This is a genomic window from Solwaraspora sp. WMMA2065 (assembly GCF_030345075.1).
GTDB lineage: Bacteria > Actinomycetota > Actinomycetes > Mycobacteriales > Micromonosporaceae > Micromonospora_E.
Genome location: NZ_CP128361.1, coordinates 710,838 through 727,757 on the forward strand (window position 1 = coordinate 710,838; position 16,920 = coordinate 727,757).

Annotated in this window: 17 protein-coding genes; 16 read left to right on the forward strand and 1 reads right to left on the reverse strand. The window is 70.7% G+C overall.

Annotated elements, in window-relative coordinates:
• Positions 1–88: 88 nt before the first annotated feature.
• From O7610_RS03260 to O7610_RS03285, 6 genes are all read left to right on the forward strand, one after another.
• Positions 89–1,744: a right-handed parallel beta-helix repeat-containing protein gene (locus tag O7610_RS03260; RefSeq protein ID WP_289212609.1), complete on the forward strand. Its 1,656-nt coding sequence runs from the start codon at positions 89–91 to the stop codon at positions 1,742–1,744.
• A 151-nt stretch (positions 1,745–1,895) separates the two neighbouring features.
• Complete coding sequence (locus tag O7610_RS03265; protein WP_281554274.1) at positions 1,896–2,519, forward strand: PadR family transcriptional regulator; 624 nt, start codon at positions 1,896–1,898, stop codon at positions 2,517–2,519.
• Between the two features lie 103 nt (positions 2,520–2,622).
• Positions 2,623–2,976: a YciI family protein gene (locus tag O7610_RS03270; RefSeq protein WP_289212610.1), complete on the forward strand. Its 354-nt coding sequence runs from the start codon at positions 2,623–2,625 to the stop codon at positions 2,974–2,976.
• 130 nt (positions 2,977–3,106) lie between these two features.
• Entirely contained in the window at positions 3,107–4,345 is a 1,239-nt protein-coding gene (locus tag O7610_RS03275) for an RNA polymerase sigma factor (protein ID WP_289212611.1), read from the forward strand.
• 164 nt (positions 4,346–4,509) lie between these two features.
• Entirely contained in the window at positions 4,510–5,334 is an 825-nt protein-coding gene (locus O7610_RS03280) for an aspartate/glutamate racemase family protein (protein ID WP_281554277.1), read from the forward strand.
• Positions 5,331–6,482, forward strand: coding sequence for an NAD(P)H-dependent flavin oxidoreductase (locus O7610_RS03285; RefSeq protein ID WP_281554278.1), 1,152 nt, complete (start codon positions 5,331–5,333; stop codon positions 6,480–6,482). The genes O7610_RS03280 and O7610_RS03285 overlap by 4 nt, the downstream gene beginning before the upstream one ends.
• A gap of 91 nt (positions 6,483–6,573) precedes the next feature.
• Here O7610_RS03285 and O7610_RS03290 read toward each other — a convergent pair whose 3' ends face one another.
• On the reverse strand, positions 6,574–7,779 hold the full coding sequence (locus O7610_RS03290) for an MFS transporter (RefSeq protein ID WP_281554279.1): 1,206 nt from the start codon (positions 7,777–7,779) through the stop codon (positions 6,574–6,576).
• Between the two features lie 249 nt (positions 7,780–8,028).
• Between O7610_RS03290 and O7610_RS03295 the strand changes: the two genes are divergently transcribed.
• The 10 genes from O7610_RS03295 (at position 8,029) to O7610_RS03340 (ending at position 16,909) form a co-directional block, all read left to right on the forward strand.
• The gene (locus O7610_RS03295) at positions 8,029–8,904 is read left to right on the forward strand and encodes a cupin domain-containing protein (protein ID WP_281554280.1); all 876 of its coding nucleotides are present in this window, start codon (positions 8,029–8,031) and stop codon (positions 8,902–8,904) included.
• Entirely contained in the window at positions 8,901–9,707 is an 807-nt protein-coding gene (locus tag O7610_RS03300) for an enoyl-CoA hydratase/isomerase family protein (protein WP_281554281.1), read from the forward strand. Before O7610_RS03295 ends, O7610_RS03300 begins: the two co-directional genes overlap by 4 nt.
• Positions 9,700–10,137, forward strand: a complete 438-nt coding sequence (locus O7610_RS03305; protein ID WP_281567382.1) for a hypothetical protein — start codon at positions 9,700–9,702, stop codon at positions 10,135–10,137. The genes O7610_RS03300 and O7610_RS03305 overlap by 8 nt, the downstream gene beginning before the upstream one ends.
• Positions 10,134–11,669 (forward strand): class I adenylate-forming enzyme family protein, encoded by a 1,536-nt coding sequence (locus tag O7610_RS03310; protein ID WP_281554283.1) that lies wholly within the window; start codon positions 10,134–10,136, stop codon positions 11,667–11,669. Before O7610_RS03305 ends, O7610_RS03310 begins: the two co-directional genes overlap by 4 nt.
• A 250-nt stretch (positions 11,670–11,919) precedes the next feature.
• The gene (locus O7610_RS03315) at positions 11,920–12,954 is read left to right on the forward strand and encodes an ABC transporter substrate-binding protein (RefSeq protein ID WP_281554284.1); all 1,035 of its coding nucleotides are present in this window, start codon (positions 11,920–11,922) and stop codon (positions 12,952–12,954) included.
• 35 nt (positions 12,955–12,989) lie between these two features.
• Positions 12,990–13,853 (forward strand): ABC transporter permease, encoded by an 864-nt coding sequence (locus O7610_RS03320; protein ID WP_281554285.1) that lies wholly within the window; start codon positions 12,990–12,992, stop codon positions 13,851–13,853.
• Positions 13,850–14,671: an ABC transporter ATP-binding protein gene (locus O7610_RS03325; RefSeq protein WP_281554286.1), complete on the forward strand. Its 822-nt coding sequence runs from the start codon at positions 13,850–13,852 to the stop codon at positions 14,669–14,671. The genes O7610_RS03320 and O7610_RS03325 overlap by 4 nt, the downstream gene beginning before the upstream one ends.
• Positions 14,668–15,207, forward strand: coding sequence for a MaoC/PaaZ C-terminal domain-containing protein (locus O7610_RS03330; RefSeq protein ID WP_281554287.1), 540 nt, complete (start codon positions 14,668–14,670; stop codon positions 15,205–15,207). The genes O7610_RS03325 and O7610_RS03330 overlap by 4 nt, the downstream gene beginning before the upstream one ends.
• Complete coding sequence (locus O7610_RS03335; RefSeq protein ID WP_281554288.1) at positions 15,204–15,974, forward strand: enoyl-CoA hydratase/isomerase family protein; 771 nt, start codon at positions 15,204–15,206, stop codon at positions 15,972–15,974. Before O7610_RS03330 ends, O7610_RS03335 begins: the two co-directional genes overlap by 4 nt.
• An 8-nt stretch (positions 15,975–15,982) precedes the next feature.
• Complete coding sequence (locus tag O7610_RS03340; RefSeq protein WP_281554289.1) at positions 15,983–16,909, forward strand: TIGR03564 family F420-dependent LLM class oxidoreductase; 927 nt, start codon at positions 15,983–15,985, stop codon at positions 16,907–16,909.
• Positions 16,910–16,920: the final 11 nt, after the last annotated feature.

Sequence of the window (16,920 nt, forward strand, 5' to 3'; positions counted from 1 at the left end):
CATCGTCGAACCTCACCCACCAGTGGTCCCGGTCGTCAGTGGGCGTGCTGCCCGCCGGTAACCGCTGGATCGACCATCAGGAGAATCCATGACTCGACACCTCCGACGGCCGGCGTGGCCGGTGGCGGCCGTGGCCACCGTGGCTCTCACCGCGGGGATGACCGCGGTGACCACCCTGTCGGCCAGCGCCGCCAGCGGCTGCCAGGTCACGTACACCGTCGCCGCGCAATGGCCGGGTGGCTTCGGTGCCAACCTCGCCGTGACCAACCACGGTGCGCCGATCAACGGCTGGACGCTGAGTTGGACTTTCGCTGCCGGCCAGGCAATCACCCAGTCCTGGGGATTCACTGCCGACCCGGCCAGTGGCACCGTCGTCCTGCGAAATGTCAGCTACAACGCGTCGATCCCTACCGGCGGCACTGTGACCGGGGGATTCAACGGCACCTGGAACAACTCGTCGAACCCAGTGCCGACGACCTTCACTCTCAACGGCACGGTCTGCAACGGACCCGTTCCCACCAGCCCGCCACCGACCACCGCGCCGCCACCGACCACCGCGCCGCCACCGACGACTGCGCCGCCACCGACGACTGCGCCGCCACCGACGACTGCGCCGCCACCGACGACTGCGCCACCGGTCAACACGCTTATCGTCGCGACCAACGGAAACGACGCGAATCCTGGCACACTCGGGGCTCCACTGGCGACCCTGGCTCGGGCGGTGACCCTGGCTTCCCCCGGCACGACGATCGCCATGCGGGGCGGCACCTACCAGTTCAGCACCAACGTGCGAATCATGAAGGACGGCACATCAGCCAACCCGTACACGATCACCAGCTACAACCGGGAGCGGGTGGTTCTCGACGGGGAGAACCTGCCGCACACCCCGGCCCCGGTCGGTGGCAGCATCCCCAACCTCGAGCGTGGCGTGCTGCACATGGAGGCCGACCACTGGCGGGTACGTGACCTGGAAATCATTCACGGGCCATACGCCATCTTCTGCCGCGACTGCAGCAACAACGTCTTCGAACGTCTCGTTACCCGCGACAACTACGAGTCCGGCCTGCAGATTCAGGGCGCCGCGAGCAACAACCAGGTGATCAACCTCGACTCGTACGGCAACCGGGATCCACGCAAGAACGGCGAGAGCGCCGACGGCCTGGCCATCAAGGAGGGCTCCGGCAACGGCAACGTGGTACGCGGAGCCCGGCTGTGGAACAACTCCGACGACGGTTTCGACGCCTGGGAGTTTGCCTCTCCGATCCTCGTCGAGGACTCTGCGGCCTGGGGTAACGGCTTCAACCGATGGGGTCTGCCCAACTACAGCGGCGACGGCAACGGGTTCAAGATGGGCGGCGGTGACCCCGACCCGGCAGCGAACCACACCATCCGTAACAGCTTCTCGTTCAGTAACGCGGTGAGCGGGTTCATCGACAACGGCAACCCGGGCACCATCACGGTGGACCGCACCACGGCCTGGAACAACGGCGACAGCGGGTACAAGTTCGCGAACTCGACCTCGCGGTTGACCGCGAACCTCGCGGTCAGCAACGGGGCGGGGGTGTCGCTGGGCAACTCCACGGCGACCGGGAACTCGTGGAACATCAAAAGCTCCTGGAGCAACTCGGATCTGCTCAGCACGGATCCTTCGGTGCTGATCGGGCCGCGCGCCACGGACGGCGGGATTCGGAGCTCCGCCTTTCTGCAACCACGCAGTTACCCGAACCTCGGAGCACGTAGCTGACGGACGGACGGGGAAATCAGCATTCTATAGCAAATGCACCAAATCACCGTACGCCTGGCGGGTCCTGCACCCGCCGGGCGTACGGCATGTTGTCGTCGACGGGTTGGCGATATATCGTCGGTGTATCGACAAAGCATCGTTGGAGGCAGCCATGAAGTTCCACCACCGGTTCCACGGCGGACCGCAGGCATGGATGCGGGGCGGATTCGGATTCCCGCCGTTCGGTCCCGGTCCCGGCCCCGGCTTCGGTCCCGGTCCCGGTCCCGGTCCCGGCTTCGGCGCAGGGCCGGGCGGCGGCCCGTGGCGGGGCCGGGGCGGCGGCCGCGGCCGCCGCCGGCCGAACGTGCGTGCCGCCGTGCTCGCCCTGCTCGTCGAAGGACCAATGCACGGGTACGAGATGATCCGGGAACTCGACTCCCGCACCGGCGGTGCCTGGCGACCGAGCCCGGGATCGATCTACCCCACCCTGCAACTGCTCGAGGACGAAGGGCTGGTCGTCGGGACCGTGGACGCGGCCGGCGGCAGCCGCCGGCAGTACGCGTTGACCGACGCCGGCCGCCCCGAGGCCGAGCAGGCCGCCGAGCAGGCGCCGTGGACGCAGTTCGCCCCGGAAACCGTGGAGAGCTGGCACGACGTGCGCGAATCCGGTATGCAGACGTTGCACGCGCTGCGCCACGTGATGATGAACGGCACCGCCGAGCAGCGGGAGCGGGCCCTGGCCGTACTCGACGAGACTCGCCGCAAGCTGTACGCCATCCTGGCCGACTCCGAGTAGGTCGCCGGTCACCGCAGGATTCGTAGGGATCGGCTGTCGATCCGGCGGCCCGCCGATCGTCGTCATGGCGTACGGCAACGCCACTACCTGCGAGGAGCCCGACATGAAGTACATGCTGTTGTTCGTCAGCCCGCCGACCGACGGCCCGGACCAGGCCGGGGCGCAGTGCACGGTCGAGGACTGGATCGCCTACGACAAGCAGATGAAGGACGCCGGCATCTGGGTCAGCGGCAACGCCCTGGCGGACCTGACCACCTGCACTTCGGTCAAGGTCGACGCAGACGGTCAACGGATCGTCACCGACGGCCCGTTCGCTGAGAGCCGCGAGGTGCTCGGCGGCTACGACATCATCGACGTACCGGACCTGGACGTCGCGCTGGACTGGGCGGCCCGCTCGCCCGGTGCCCGGGACGGGGGATCGGTGCAGGTGCGTCCGGTCGCCGAGTTCGGGATCTGATCCCCCGATGGCCGGCGTCGAATCGCCCGACGACCCCGCCGCGCCCGCGAGGGGTGCCGATCCGGAAACGGCGAGGGGTGCCGATCCGGAAACGGTGCGGGGTGCCGATCCGGAAACGGTGCGGACCTCGGTGGCGGCCGTGTTCCGCGAGGAGCACGGCCGGCTGCTCGCCACCCTGGTCCGCCGCTTCGGTGACCTGCACCTGGCCGAGGAGGTGGCGGCCGAGGCCGTCGAGGCGGCTCTGACGCACTGGCCGGTCTCCGGCGTGCCGACCCGCCCCGGGGCGTGGCTGCTGACCACCGCCCGGCGTCGCGCGGTGGACCGGATCCGCCGTGACCGGACGCTGGCGCTGCGCCTGGCGGTGCTGCAGGCCGAGGCGGACCGGGCCGACCCGGCGCCGGCCGCCGACATCGACCCCGACCTGCCCGACGACCGGCTCGCGCTCTTCTTCACCTGCGCCCACCCGGCGTTGCCCGCGCCGGACCGGGTGGCGCTGACCCTGCGCCACCTCGGCGGGCTGACCACCGCCGAGGTGGCCCGGGCCTTCCTCGTGCCGGAGGCGACGATGGCCCAGCGGATCGTCCGGGCGAAACGCAAGATCCGCGACGCGCGCATTCCGTTCCGGGTGCCCGGTGTCGACGAGTTGCCGCAGCGACTCCCCGGCGTGCTGCAGGCGGTGTACTCGATCTTCACCGAGGGCTACGCGGCGAGCTCCGGTCCGCACCTGCAGCGCCTCGACCTGGCCGAGGAGGCCGTCCGGCTGGCCCGCATCCTGCACCGGCTGCTCCCGACCCAACGGGAGACCGCCGGCCTGCTCGGGCTGCTGCTGCTGGTCCACGCCCGTCGGCACGCCCGGACCGGCCCGGACGGGGCGCTGGTGCTCCTCGACGAGCAGGACCGGCGGCGGTGGGACCGACCGATGATCGCCGAAGGCTGCGGGCTGGCCCGTACGGCGTTGACCGGTGGCCCGCCCGGACCGTACGGGCTGCAGGCCGCGATCGCCGCGTTGCACGACGAGGCCGCCGACGTCGCCGGCACCGACTGGCCGCAGATCGTCGCCCTGTACGACGTACTGGCGCGGATCGCGCCCTCGCCGGTGGTCGACCTGAACCGGGCGGTGGCGGTGGCCATGCGCGACGGCCCGGCCGCCGGGCTGGCCATTCTCGACGAGCTGGCCGCCGACCCTCGGCTGCGCTCGCACCACCCGTTCCCGGCGGCCCGGGCCGAGCTGCTGCAGCGTCTCGGCCGGTACGCCGACGCGGCCGACGCCTACCGGCAGGCGCTGGAGCTGGCCGGCACCGAGCCGGACCGGGAGCACCTGCGGAGTCGGTTGGCTGCGGTACGGGCGGCGACCGCCGCGACGGACTGAGCCGGTCCCGGCGCCCGGTCCCGTCACCTCCCGACGGTGTCGGTCCGTTCGCCGAGACTGACGGCAGACCTTTCTTCCTCGGCCGAGTAAGCAGCTGAATACGTGTTCGGTGGATCGTTGACACTCTGCGAAGAGATAAGTCAGACTTTTGCCGGGAGGTCGACATGAGCGAGCTGCGACGACTGGCGGTCATCAACTCCGACGCGAAACGGGCCCCGGTCCTGCCCGATCCACCTGGACTCGTCACCGAACTGCTCGACCCGCGCCTGCGGCGGTTCGCCCGTACCCCCTACGAACACCTGCTCACCGAGGTCGGCACGGTCGACGTCGCCGAGGCGGCGATCGCCGCCGGCTGCGACGCCGTCTACATCGACACGTTCGGCGACTACGGCGTGGACCGGCTGCGGGCGGCCACCACGGTGCCGATCGTCGGTGCCGGCGAGGCGACACTGGCCTGGGCCGCCGCACTCGGTCGGCGGTTCAGCATCGTCACCGTCTGGCCGGCCTCGATGGACTACCTCTACGCGCAACGACTGGCCACCTGCCCCGGTGGCGAGCTCGCCGCCGGCGTGCACTACCTCTCCGACGAGACCGAGCTCGACCTGGTCGGCACCGACAGCGGGGTCAAGGCCCGGATGGGTCGGGGCGAGACCGACGTGGTCGCCGCCATCACCGAGGCGTGCCTGCGGGCCGCCGACGCCGATGGCACCGACCTGATCTTCTTCGGCTGCACCTGCATGACCCCGGTCGTCGAGGAGGTCGGGCACCGGACCGGGATCGAGATCCTCGACCCGTCCGTCGTCGGCCTGCGGGCCGGGCACGCCGCCGCGCTCGCCGCCACCGGTGCGCCAGCGCGGACCGGCCGGCTCGGCGCGGTCACCGCCCTGGTAGACGCCTACCTGGGTGTGGACGCGACGGCCGGGGCCAGTTGTTCGGTCGACGCCGACGGCTGCGAGGTCTGCGCCGTCACCTCGGCCTCGGCGTCGTGACGCCGCTGTGTCGGCGGGTCGGCATCGACCTGCCGGTGATCGCTTTCAGCCACTGCCGGGACGTGGTGGCGGCGGTGAGCCGGGGTGGTGGACTCGGGGTGCTCGGCGCGGCCTCGATGTCCCCGGAGGATCTCGAGCAGGATCTCGCCTGGCTCGACCGGGAGTGCGGGCGTACGCCGTACGGTGTCGATCTGCTCTTTCCCGCCACGACGGCCGGTGACGACCCGGCGGACCTGCTCGCCCAGATCCCGGCCGGGCATCAGGAGTTCGTCGCCGGGTTGCGGACCCGGCTGGGCATCCCGCAGCGGCGCAGCGCACCCGGGCGGACCCGGCTGGGTGGGATGCCGACCGAGATCGACCATCTGATGACCCACGCGAACGCGTACGCGTTGTGGGAGGTCGTCCAGGCCCACCCGGTCCGGCTGGTGGCCAGCGCCCTCGGGCCGCCGCCCGCCGCGGTGCGGGCCGTCGCGACCCGGCGCGACATGCTGGTCGCCGGCCTGGTCGGCGACCAGCGACACGTCCGTCATCAGCTGGCCGCCGGCGTCGACGTGATCGTCGCCCAGGGCTACGAGGCGGCCGGACACACCGGCGAGACCACCACGATGGTGCTGGTGCCGCAGGTCGTGGCGGCCGCCGGTGAGGTGCCGGTGGTCGCCGCCGGCGGCATCGCCACCGGCCGTCAGGTGGTCGCCGCACTGGCACTGGGCGCGCAGGCGGTGTGGACCGGCTCCATCTGGCTCTCCACCGCCGAGAGCGATCTCGACCCGGTGGTCAAGGACAAGATCGTGACGGCGGCGGCGACCGACACCGCGAAGACCACGTCGTACACCGGTAAGCCGACCCGACAGCTGACCACCGCGTGGACCCGGGCCTGGCAGCAGCCGCCGGCGCCGGCGCCGCTGGCCTCACCGGTGCAGCAGCTCCTCGCCCGTGACGCCGTCGTCAGCTCGTTCGAGCATCAGGTGACCCCGGTGATGGGTTCGGCGGCGGGCCAGGCGGTGGGCCTGGTCGACCGGGTGCGCTCCGTCGCCAGTGTGCTGGACGACCTGCGGACCGGCATGGCCGACGCGGTCGGCGACATCGCCGCCCTGGCCGATGACGACGCCAGTGACGTCGGTGACGCTGCCGCCCGCGACGGCGACTGACCCGGCGGGCGCGACGGCGACTGACCCGGCGGGCGCGACGGCGACTGACCCGGCGGGCGCGACGGCGACTGACCGGCGGCCGCGCGGCCCTTCACCGCCGACGGCGGCGGCGGGCGTCCAGGGCGGCGGCACCCAGCGTGTACGTGCTGAGCAGGGCGATGATCCCGGTCGCGACGGTCAGCACCGCTGACAGCGAGGTGCCGGTCAGCGCCGCGCCGCTGAGCAGTGCGCTGCCGCCGAGCGTGGTGAAGGCGGCCACCATCCACGCCGCGTAGATCTCCGCCCGCCGGTGCGTCGGTGCCGACTCGCCGATCAGTCGGGTGGCGCCGAGCAGCGTCAGCCCGCCCCCGAAGCCGACCAGCACCGCGCCGGTGACGGTGGCCGCCGGGTCCTGAAGATGCAGGGCCAGCGCGGTGGCCCCGGCGCCACCGGTGATCGCCACTACGCCCAGGCAGATCGACCGGGTCGAGTCGAGTCGGTTGAACAGCAACTGGGACAGCAGCGTCATACCGATCAGCAGGGTGAGCAGTCCGCCGGTGCCGCCGGCGGCGGTGACGCCGGCACCTTCGGCGAGGATCCGCGAGCCGAAGGTGCCGAACAGGGCCATGCACCCGTTGAGGGTCATCAGTGAGCAGGTGGCGACGCTGAACGGCAGCAGGATGGCGCGGGGGACCCGGACCGGCCGGACCAGCCGGATCCGTCGCGTCGTCCGACGGTCGGCCGGGGTGCGGACCAGCAGGATCAACGGCACCAGGGCGGCCACGCCGATGACGACGAACGGCAGCACCAGCGGGTAGCGGGTGTGGTCGGCCAGCAACCCGGACATCAGCGGTGCCAGGCCCATGCCGAGGGTGGTGCAGACCGAGTGGGTCAGGCTCCCCGCACGGGTGCCGCGAGGATGGAAGTCCAGCAGCGCGGCGGCGGTGGTGGCGCTGACCATCCCGGTCGCCATGCCCTGCACCACCCGCCCGGCGACCAGCGCCGGCAGCGACGCCGCGGTCGCGGTCACCAGGCACGCCGCCAGGACCAGCGCGACCCCGCCGAACATCACCGCCCGTCGACCGACCAGATCGGACAGACCGCCCAGTAGCGTCACGACCAGGATCACCCCGACGGGATAGCCGGCGAACGCGACGGCGACCTGCGCCGGCGTCAGCTGCCACCGGTCCGCGTAGATCGCGAACAGCGGGGTGGCGGCGAAACTGCCCAGCACGGCGACGAGGATCAGCGCGCCGGAGGCGGCAGCCATCCTCGCCGACGGACGTCGTGGGGTTTCCTCCAGCGCAGAGGTCGACACCGGCCACCGCCTTCCGGACAAAAGTCTGATGAATGAGGTCCGAGGCTGTCAAGGTCTTGCCAGACGAGGGTTCCCACCTGCAGAGTGTGGCCTGGAACTGCTGCTTGCTCGGCGGGCGACGAGGTTACACGGCGGAAACAGTGTTGGCGTCAAGGACTGTTGTCCAGTGTCTTTACGCCTAACGTCAGACATATTAGGTTGAGGCACTGGGCGTACTCGCCGCCAGTGGCGGGAGGTGGAGGTGCACCGATGACAGTCACGATCGTCGACGCCGGGAACGTGCCGTGGGTCAACGGCGAGCAGGTCTACGACTCGATGGAGCCCGCCTTCCGCGACAACTTCGGCGGCGACCCCGACCAGGTGCGTGAACTGCTGTCCCGGTACTGGATGCGGTCGCTGTGGCTGGACCGGGACACCACCCGCAGGATCGACCACATCCGGGCCGTCGCCGGCTACCGCGATCTCAGCGAGGCCTACCACGACAGCGTGGAGGAGGCGTACTTCCTCGACGGTGTGGTCGACCTCAGCGCCGAGGGACGGCTGATCGCCGGCGACTACTTCTGGCGTCCGCCGGGCTGGGTGCACAAGGCCAGCAGCGACGAGGGCTTCACCGCGATCCTGTGCATGGAGGGCGCGGTCGCCACCGAGGGCAGTGACCGGGTGACCCGGGTGGTCTGCCCGGACGACCAGGCCGGCGTGCGGGCCCGGGCAAACGGGGCAGCCGGGGCGGCCGACGACGTCGGCCCGCGCGGCTACCTGCGGCGGGTCGAGTCGCGGCAGCTGCCCTGGGCACCGTTGACCGCCCGGTGGTCGGGTGTCGACGCCGAGGTGGTCGGGCTGCCGTCGCCCGACACCGGACCGACACCGGTGGGCCGGCCGCTGAGCCGCAACGTGGTCACCGGGGCGTGCAGTGCGCTGGTCCGGCTGCCGGCCGGCTACACCGGTACGCCGCAGCCGGTCGACCGGGAACGGTTCCTCGTCACCACCACGGGGACCCTGACGGTCGCGGGGCAGCCGCTGACCGCCTGCTCGCTGATACACCTGCCGGCCGGTGCCACGCCGCCGCCCATCGTCGCCGACACCGACGTCGAGCTGTTCGTCAAGATCGGGGAGGCGACGGCGTGACCGACGTACGGTTCGCCACCGACGACCAGGTGATGACGATCGTCCTCGACGGCCCGGAGACGATGAACAGCCTGACGCCGGCGGCGATCGCCGGACTGGACGCCGCCCTGGCCGCCGCCGAGGTCGATCACACCCTGCGGGCCGTGGTGATCACCGGAGTGGGGGACCGGGCGTTCAGCGTCGGGATGGACATCGACTTCCTGGAATCCTGCTTCGACGACCCACAGCGGATCTTCCTGCCGTTCCTGCGCTCGTACCATGCGGTACTGCGTCGCATCGAGCAGCTCGGCGTACCGGTCGTCGCCCGGGTCAACGGCCTCGCCCGCGCCGGTGGCTTCGAGCTGATCCTGGCCTGTGATTTCGTGATCGCCGCCGACGAGGCGAAGGTCGGCGACATCCACCTGGAGTTCGGCATGCCGCCCGGTGCCGGCTCCAGCCAGCGTGCGCCGCGCAAGCTCGGCGACCAGCGGGCCAAGGCGCTGATGCTCACCCCGCTGTGGCTGCGCGGGCCGGAGCTGGTGCAGTGGGGTGTCGCGCTGGCCAGCGCACCCCGGGCGCAGCTGGACGACGAGGTCGGCAAGCTGCTGTCGTCGCTGCGCGGCCGGTCCCGCCCGGCGATGGCGATCACCAAGCGGCTGCTCAACTCGGTGCACACCATGACGCTGGAGGAGGGCCTGCGCTACGAGCGCGAGATGTTCTCCCGGCTGCACGAGGAGGTGCCCGAGGTGGCCGAGGGCTACCGGGCGTTCGTCGACAAGCGCGAGCCGGTCTGGGGGGACGTCGATGTCCGCGGCCTTGCCTGAACCGCCGGCCCCGCCCTCGCCGTCGGCGGATCCGCCGTCGGTCACCGTCACCGCGGAGCTGGTCGACACCCTGATCAGTCGGGGCGGCTACACCCATCCGCTGTTCAACCCGCCGGACCCGGGCAGTGGCGGTGGCCCGCCGCTGCCCGGCCAGGCGGTGCTGCTGCTGATGGGCGGCCTGGCCGAGCAGTCCGGCCAGCTCGACGACGCGATCGCGCTGCTGGAGCTGCGCCGGATGCGGTTCCATCAGCTGGTCCGGGCCGGCGCCACGCTGCGGGTGCGGATCGAGCGCCTCGCCAGCCGGAGCACCTCCAGCGGCAAGGTCGTGGCCGAGCTGCGGTGGACCGCCGTCGACGCCGACGGTGCGCCCGTGGCCGAGGCCGAAGCCGTCATGCTGATGAACGAATCGGGAAAGGCGGACCCAAGGTGACGGGTGTGCAGCTCAACATGGCGGCCGGGATCCGGGAGTTCGGCCGCGCCACGCCACGCCGGATCGCGGTGGTCGACGGCGACCGTGAGGTCACCTTCGGTGCCCTGCACCAGCGGTCGAGCCAGCTGGCCAGTGCGACCCTGGACCGGGGGTTGGCGCCCGGGGAGCGGATCGCGGTGCTGAGCAACAACCGGTACGAGTACTTCGAGATCTCCGCGGCGATGGCCAAGGCCGGTATCCCGACGGTGCCGCTGAACCCGCGCAACAACGTGACCGACAACGCGTACATCCTGGCCCACTCGGCCGTCCAGGGGATCATCGTCGCCGACGACCTCGCCGACCGGGTCGACGGGCTGCTCGACGGGCTACGGCTGGTGCTCAGCTTCGACGGCGGGGTGGGCGAGCACTACGGGACGTTCCTCGACGGTGGGCGGGCGGTCGACCCGCAGGTGCCGGTCGACGAGCTGGATCCGTTCTGTGTCACGTACACCTCCGGCACCACCGGGCGACCCAAGGGGGTGCTGCTCACCCACCGGGGCCGGGTGCTGACCGCGTTCGGGGTGGGGCTGGACTACGGGCTGGGCCCGAACCGCAGCACGATCGCGGTGGCGCCGATGTACCACGGCGCCGGCTTCGAGTTCGCGTACGCGGCACCGATGCTCGGCGGCTCCTGCACGGTACTGCCGAGCTGGGATCCGCAGCGGCTGCTCGACCTGATGGTGAGCAGCCGGGCGGAGACGGTCTTCCTGGTGCCCACCCACGCCCAGCACATCCGCCGGTTCTGTCCGGAGCCGGCGGCCCGCTACGACCTGTCGGCGCTGAAGACCCTCTACTTCAACGCCGCCGCGTTGCCGGTCGCGCTCAAGGAGTGGGTGATCGAGGCGTTTCCCGGCGTGGAGGTGCACGAGCTCTACGGGTCGACGGAGTGCTCGATCGTGACCAACCTGCGGCCGGAGTTCGCGCTGGACCGGGCGGGCAGCGTGGGTCATCCGTGGTTCTGGAACGAGGTACGGCTGGTCGACGAGGACGGGGCGCAGGTCGGCCCGGGTGAGCCCGGCGAGCTGTACGCGCGTTCGCCGCTGCTGCTGACCGGCTATCTCAACGACGAGGAGGCGACCCGGGCCGGGTACGACGCCGACGGCTTCTTCTCGGTCGGCGACATCGCGGTCCGTGACGAGGAAGGCTTCATCTCGATCGTCGACCGGAAGAAGGACATGATCATCGCGGGTGGGGTGAACATCTTCCCCCGCGAGATCGAGGAGGTCATCGCGCGGCACGGGCCGGTGGACGAGGTCGCGGTGGTCGGCGTTCCGGACGAGGTGTACGGCGAGCGGATCGCCGCGTTCGTGGTGAGCCGTGCCGGCCAGCAGATCGACGTCTCCACGCTGGATGGCTACGTACGGGAGCACGTGGCGCGGTACAAGGTTCCCCGGGAATGGCACGTGGTCGACCAGTTGCCGCGCAACCCGAGCGGGAAGATCCTCAAGCGGACGATCCGCGACGAGTACGTCAGTCAACCTGGTAAGGGTTGATTGTAGGCGCCTTCTCTTCCAATGTCTGACCAATGTGGGTGGGACGGTTTTCGTCGCTGTACCCGTATTGAAACGCGGCGCTGCCCGCTTGTTGCGCTGCTGCCAGCGGTGGAGATTGTGTCAGTACGGTAAAACTCTGACTTTTAGTGGACTGGCTGGTCAGAGGCCGTTAGTGTCATCCGCACCAAGGTCCCGATGCGGCTCGCGGCTCACCTGTCGACCGCACGGACTTCGTGATCAGGAGGCCATCGTGTCCCACTTCAATAGTTCCGGTGTCGCCCTCTCCCGTCGCTCCGTGCTCGCCGGTCTCGGCGGCGCGTTCATGGGCGGCGTACTGCTGACCGCCTGCGGCAGCGACGACTCCGACTCCGGTTCCACCGGCGCCGCCGACGGCGACCTCACCACGATCCGACTCGCCGGACTACCGGCCTCGGCGCTCGCCGCGTTCAAGCTCGCCATGTCCGACGGTGCCTTCGAGGCCGCCGGCCTCGACATCCAGTACGAGGAGTACGCCGAGGCGGCCGCCGTCTACACCGCGTACCGGGCCAACGAGGTCGACGGTGGCCTCGGCGGCATCCCGTCCACCGCCAACCTGGTCGCCACCGGCGTCGACCGCAAGGTCGTCTGCGCGCTGCAGCGCACCACCAACGGCATCCTGGTGCGCGCCGACAGCGACATCCAGTCCCTCGGTGACCTGCGTGGGCGCAAGCTTGGTCTGTTCGGCAGTGCGATCGGTTCCTCCACCAACCAGTTCTTCGCACTCTGCCGCGAATACCACGGCTTCAACCCCACCACCGACTGCGAGGTGCAGTACGGCGCCCCGAACCTGATGGCCGAACTGCTCGGCCAGGGCGACGTGGACATGGCACTGGTGATCGACCCGGCCGGTGCGGACCGGGTGGTCAGCGGCGAGTACCGGTCGCTGGGCGACCTCGGCGTGCTGCTGGAGGAGGCCACCGGGCTGCAGGCGTTCACCGCCGGCTGGGACTTCGCCACCGACTTCATCGACGCCAACCAGGAGGCCGTGCAGGCCTTCGTCGACGTGAACCTCGAGTACCAGACCCGGTTCAACGGCGACCAGTCGCTGTGGGACAGCGCCCTGCGGGAGTTGTACGAGATCGACGACCAGGCAGTGCTCGACGTCATCTGGGAGAACCAGCGCGGCCGGCTCGTCGAGCAGTGGGGCGAGCAGGAGAAGCAGCAGGCCGCCGAGCTGCTCACCTTCCTGAGCGACAACGGTGAGCCGGAGTTCCTGCCCGAGGTGCCCGACGGGCTGTTCGTCTGACGTCGACCACCCCCCGCCTCGCGAGGAGACGCACGATGACCCTGTCCGAAACCACCCAGCCGGCGCAAGCGACGGCCGGAGCGGCGGATCGTGGCGCGGCGGGTGGCCGCGGTGGCGGTGGGCGCGGTGGTGCCCACCGCTTCCTGCGGCACGGCGTCTCGCTGCGGATCGCCTCCGTGTTCATGCTGATCGTCATCTGGTGGCTGGGTTCACTGGCCGTCGGTGAGCGGATCCTGCCGACCCCGTGGACCACCGCGTCGGCGTTGGTGACCAGCGTGCAGGAGACGGTCTTCTGGACCGACCTGCAGGTCACCATGGTCCGGATCCTGATCGGCTTCGCCGCCTCCATGGTGCTCGGTGTGCTGGTCGGTCTGGTGATGGGGCTGTCCCGGATCGCCGAAGGGCTGCTGGACATCTGGATCGCCGTCGGCCAGACCATCCCCAGCCTCTGCTGGGTGATCGTCGCGTTCATCATGTTCGGCCTCAACGACACCGCCACCGTCGTGGCGATCACCCTGACGTCCTTTCCGATCATCGCGATCAACATGTGGTCCGGGGTCAAGGCGATCGACCCCCGGCTCGGCCAGATGGCCCGCACTCTCGGTGCGTCGCGGGGCCTGCGTACCCGGGAGGTGACCCTGCCCCAGGTGCTGCCGGCGGTGATGGCCTCGGCCCGGTTCGGGTTCGGCATCGTGTGGAAGGTCGTCGTCCTCGCCGAGCTGCTCGGCCGCACCGACGGCATCGGCTACCGGCTCAACTACTGGTTCCAGCTCTTCCGGATGGAACAGGTCTTCGCACTCACGCTGTTCTTCTCGATCCTGATGGTGGTGCTGGAGTTGGCGGTGTTCAAACCGATCGAGGCCAAGCTGTTCCGCTGGCGTCCGGAGGGGGCCCGATGAGCGCCGACGCCCGGATCGTCATATCCGACCTGGTCAAGGGCTTCCACACCCGCAACGGCTTCATCACGGTCATCGAGCGGATGAACCTGGAGATTGCCGACGGCGAGTTCGTCGCGCTGGTCGGACCGTCCGGTTGTGGCAAGTCGACCGTGCTGAACATGCTCAGCGGGCTGGACACCGACTTCACCGGCACAGCCGAGATCCGCAGCGGGGCACCGGGGGTGCAGTTCAGCTACGTGTTCCAGGAGCCGCGGCTGCTGCCCTGGAAGACAGTCCGGCAGAACGTCGAGTTCGCCCTGAAGGCGACCGGGGTGGACCGGGCGCAGTGGTCCGACCGGGTGATGCCGGTGCTGCGTCGGGTCGGACTGGCCGGCTTCGAGAACCACTATCCGCACCAGATCTCCGGCGGCATGCAGCAGCGCACCGCGCTAGCCCGGGCGTTCGTGCTGGACGCGCCGGTGATGCTGATGGACGAGCCGTTCAGCGGGCTGGACGAGTTCACCGCCCGCAGCCTGCGTCAGCTGCTGCTGGAACTGCGTACCCAGACGGCGGGCAAGGCGTTCGTCTTCGTCACCCACAACGTGTTCGAGGCCGCGGTGCTCTCCGACCGGGTGGTGCTGATGTCCAACCGGCCGTCGACCGTACGCCGGGTGGTCGACGTCGAGGTGCCGTTGCCGCGCAGCTACGACGATCCCCGGCTGTTCGACGTCAGCCGCGAACTCACCCACGAGATCATCTCGACGATGACCGCCACCGACGACGGTGGTCTCGTCGTCGACGAGGCACACACCCGACTCGCCGGGCCGGGTGCGTCGTGACCGGCGCGCTGCGACCCCGGCTGCCGACCGCGTTCGCGGCCGGGGCGGTGCTGCTCACCCCGGCCCGGACGCTGACCGACGGAGACTTCGCCGCGATCGTCAACGTCTCCTGGGAGAACGGCCCGCTGCACACCGACGCCGAGTACATGCGCGGCACCGGGTTCGGCCGGCCGATCCTGGGCGGGCCGTGCCTGATCGCGCTCGCCGCCGGGCTCACCTCGACCACCATGTACGCCGCCTGGTACGCCGCCGGCCTGGACTGCCACGCCGCGCTCGGCATCGACGAGATCCGTTACACCGGGCCGGTGTCCGCCGGTGACACGCTACGCGTGCGTATCGAGGTGACGCGGTTGGAGCCGACCCCGGGCGGGCGGATGTACGTGGGCGTGGTGCACGACGACGTACGCAACCAGCGGGACGAGACCGTCCTGCGGATGACGCGTTCCTACCTGCTGCGCCCACTGCCCGAGCCCGAGCCGGAGTCCGAGTCCGATTCTGCGCCGGGCGTCGGCGCGGCAAACCCGGAGCAGCCGTGAAACCGCCGTCGACCAGCACCCTCACGCTGACCCGGCACGGGCGGGTGCTGCTGGTCACCCTGGACCGGCCGCACCGGCTCAACGCCTACGACCGGGTGATGGTCGACGAACTGCGGCGTACCTGGCGCTGGTTCGGTGCCGACGACGGCCTGCACGTCGCCGTGCTGACCGGAGCCGGCGAGCGCGGCTTCTGCACCGGCTTCGACGTCGACGACACCCTCGACGCCGGGGTCACCAGTCCGTCGCTGGACCACGCCGGCCGGGTCGCGTTGACCGCCCGCGACCTGGGCGTCTACAAGCCGGTGGTGACGGCGGTCAACGGGCACTGCTGCGCCGGTGGTTGGCACTTCGTCAACGACGCCGACGTGGTGCTCTGCACCGAGACGGCGACCTTCTTCGACACCCACCACGACGTGGGCCTGGCCAACCCGGTCGAGGCGGTCGGCGCGCTGGGGCGGCTGCCGCTCGGCGAGCTGATGCGGATGGTGCTGACCGGGCGCGCGTACCGCATCGACGCCCGCCGGGCGCTGGAGCTCGGTCTGGTGACCGAGGTGACCGCTCCCGCCGATCTGGTGGACCGGGCGTTGGCCATCGCCACCGAGATCGCCCAGCATCCGCTCGACGTGCTGACCACCACGGTGGAGACGGTGTGGACGGCGGTGCAGGCGCAGCGGTCCGCGGCCGAGGCGTTCGGGTTGGCGATGCTGGCCCGCTCCGACGCCTCGACCGCCCGGCGCGGCGAGTCCATGCGGGAATTCCGGCACTGAGGGGCACGATGGACTACGGGATCTTCAGCCACATCGAACGGCTCGACGACCTCGAGCGTGACCTGCGGGCCGCCGACGCCGACGGGATCGCCAGCTACTGGCTGACGCAGGGCTTCGGGCACGACACGCTGACCGTGATCGGCGCGTACGGTCGGCAGCTGAGCCGGCTGCGGATCGGCACCGCCGTGGTGCCGGTCTACCCGCGTCACCCGATGGCCCTGGCCCAGCAGGCGCTCACCACCAACATGCTGCTCGGCGGCCGGTTGGTGCTCGGCGTCGGGCCGTCGCACCCGCAGGTGGTCGAGCCCTGCTGGGGGATGTCCTACGAGCGGCCGGCGCGCTACATGCGCGAGTACCTGACCGCGCTGACCGGCGCGCTGACCCAGCGGGTCCGCTACACCGGTGAGGTGATCACCGCCCGGGGTGACCTGACGATCAGCGGCGACCCGCCGGCACCGGCGGTGATGGTCTCCGCGCTGGGCCCGAAGATGCTGGAGCTGACCGGTGCCCTTGCCGCCGGCACGATCACCTGGATGGTCGGCCCGCGCACGCTGACCGAGCTGACCGTACCGGCGATCACCGCCGCCGCGCGGACGGCTGGTCGGCCGGCCCCCGAGATCGTGGTGACCGCCGCGGTCTGCGTCACCGACGACCCGACCCGGGCCCGCGCGGCGATCGACCCGGTGCTCGGCTGGTACGACGACAAGCCGTCCTACCGGGCGATGCTGGACCGCGAAGGTTTACAGCGGGCCAACCAGATGGCGATCGTCGGTGACGCAGACGAGGTGCGGGCCGAGATCGACCGCTATGCGCGGGCCGGGGCGAGCACCTTCGCGGCCCAGTTCTACGGCACCCCGGAGGAACGGGCGGCAACGCGGGCGCTGATCGGCGAGCTGGCCGGGACCACCCGTTCGACCGGGGATGGCCGACAGTGACGCGGATCGGC

What these genes read in the sequence shown, in the direction of transcription:
- O7610_RS03260 (WP_289212609.1), top strand. Translation starts at nt 89, where the DNA reads ATGACTCGACACCTCCGACGGCCGGCGTGGCCGGTGGCGGCCGTGGCC.
- O7610_RS03265 (WP_281554274.1), top strand. Translation starts at nt 1,896, where the DNA reads ATGAAGTTCCACCACCGGTTCCACGGCGGACCGCAGGCATGGATGCGG.
- O7610_RS03270 (WP_289212610.1), top strand. Translation starts at nt 2,623, where the DNA reads ATGAAGTACATGCTGTTGTTCGTCAGCCCGCCGACCGACGGCCCGGAC.
- O7610_RS03280 (WP_281554277.1), top strand. Translation starts at nt 4,510, where the DNA reads ATGAGCGAGCTGCGACGACTGGCGGTCATCAACTCCGACGCGAAACGG.
- O7610_RS03295 (WP_281554280.1), top strand. Translation starts at nt 8,029, where the DNA reads ATGACAGTCACGATCGTCGACGCCGGGAACGTGCCGTGGGTCAACGGC.
- O7610_RS03320 (WP_281554285.1), top strand. Translation starts at nt 12,990, where the DNA reads ATGACCCTGTCCGAAACCACCCAGCCGGCGCAAGCGACGGCCGGAGCG.
- O7610_RS03325 (WP_281554286.1), top strand. Translation starts at nt 13,850, where the DNA reads ATGAGCGCCGACGCCCGGATCGTCATATCCGACCTGGTCAAGGGCTTC.
- O7610_RS03340 (WP_281554289.1), top strand. Translation starts at nt 15,983, where the DNA reads ATGGACTACGGGATCTTCAGCCACATCGAACGGCTCGACGACCTCGAG.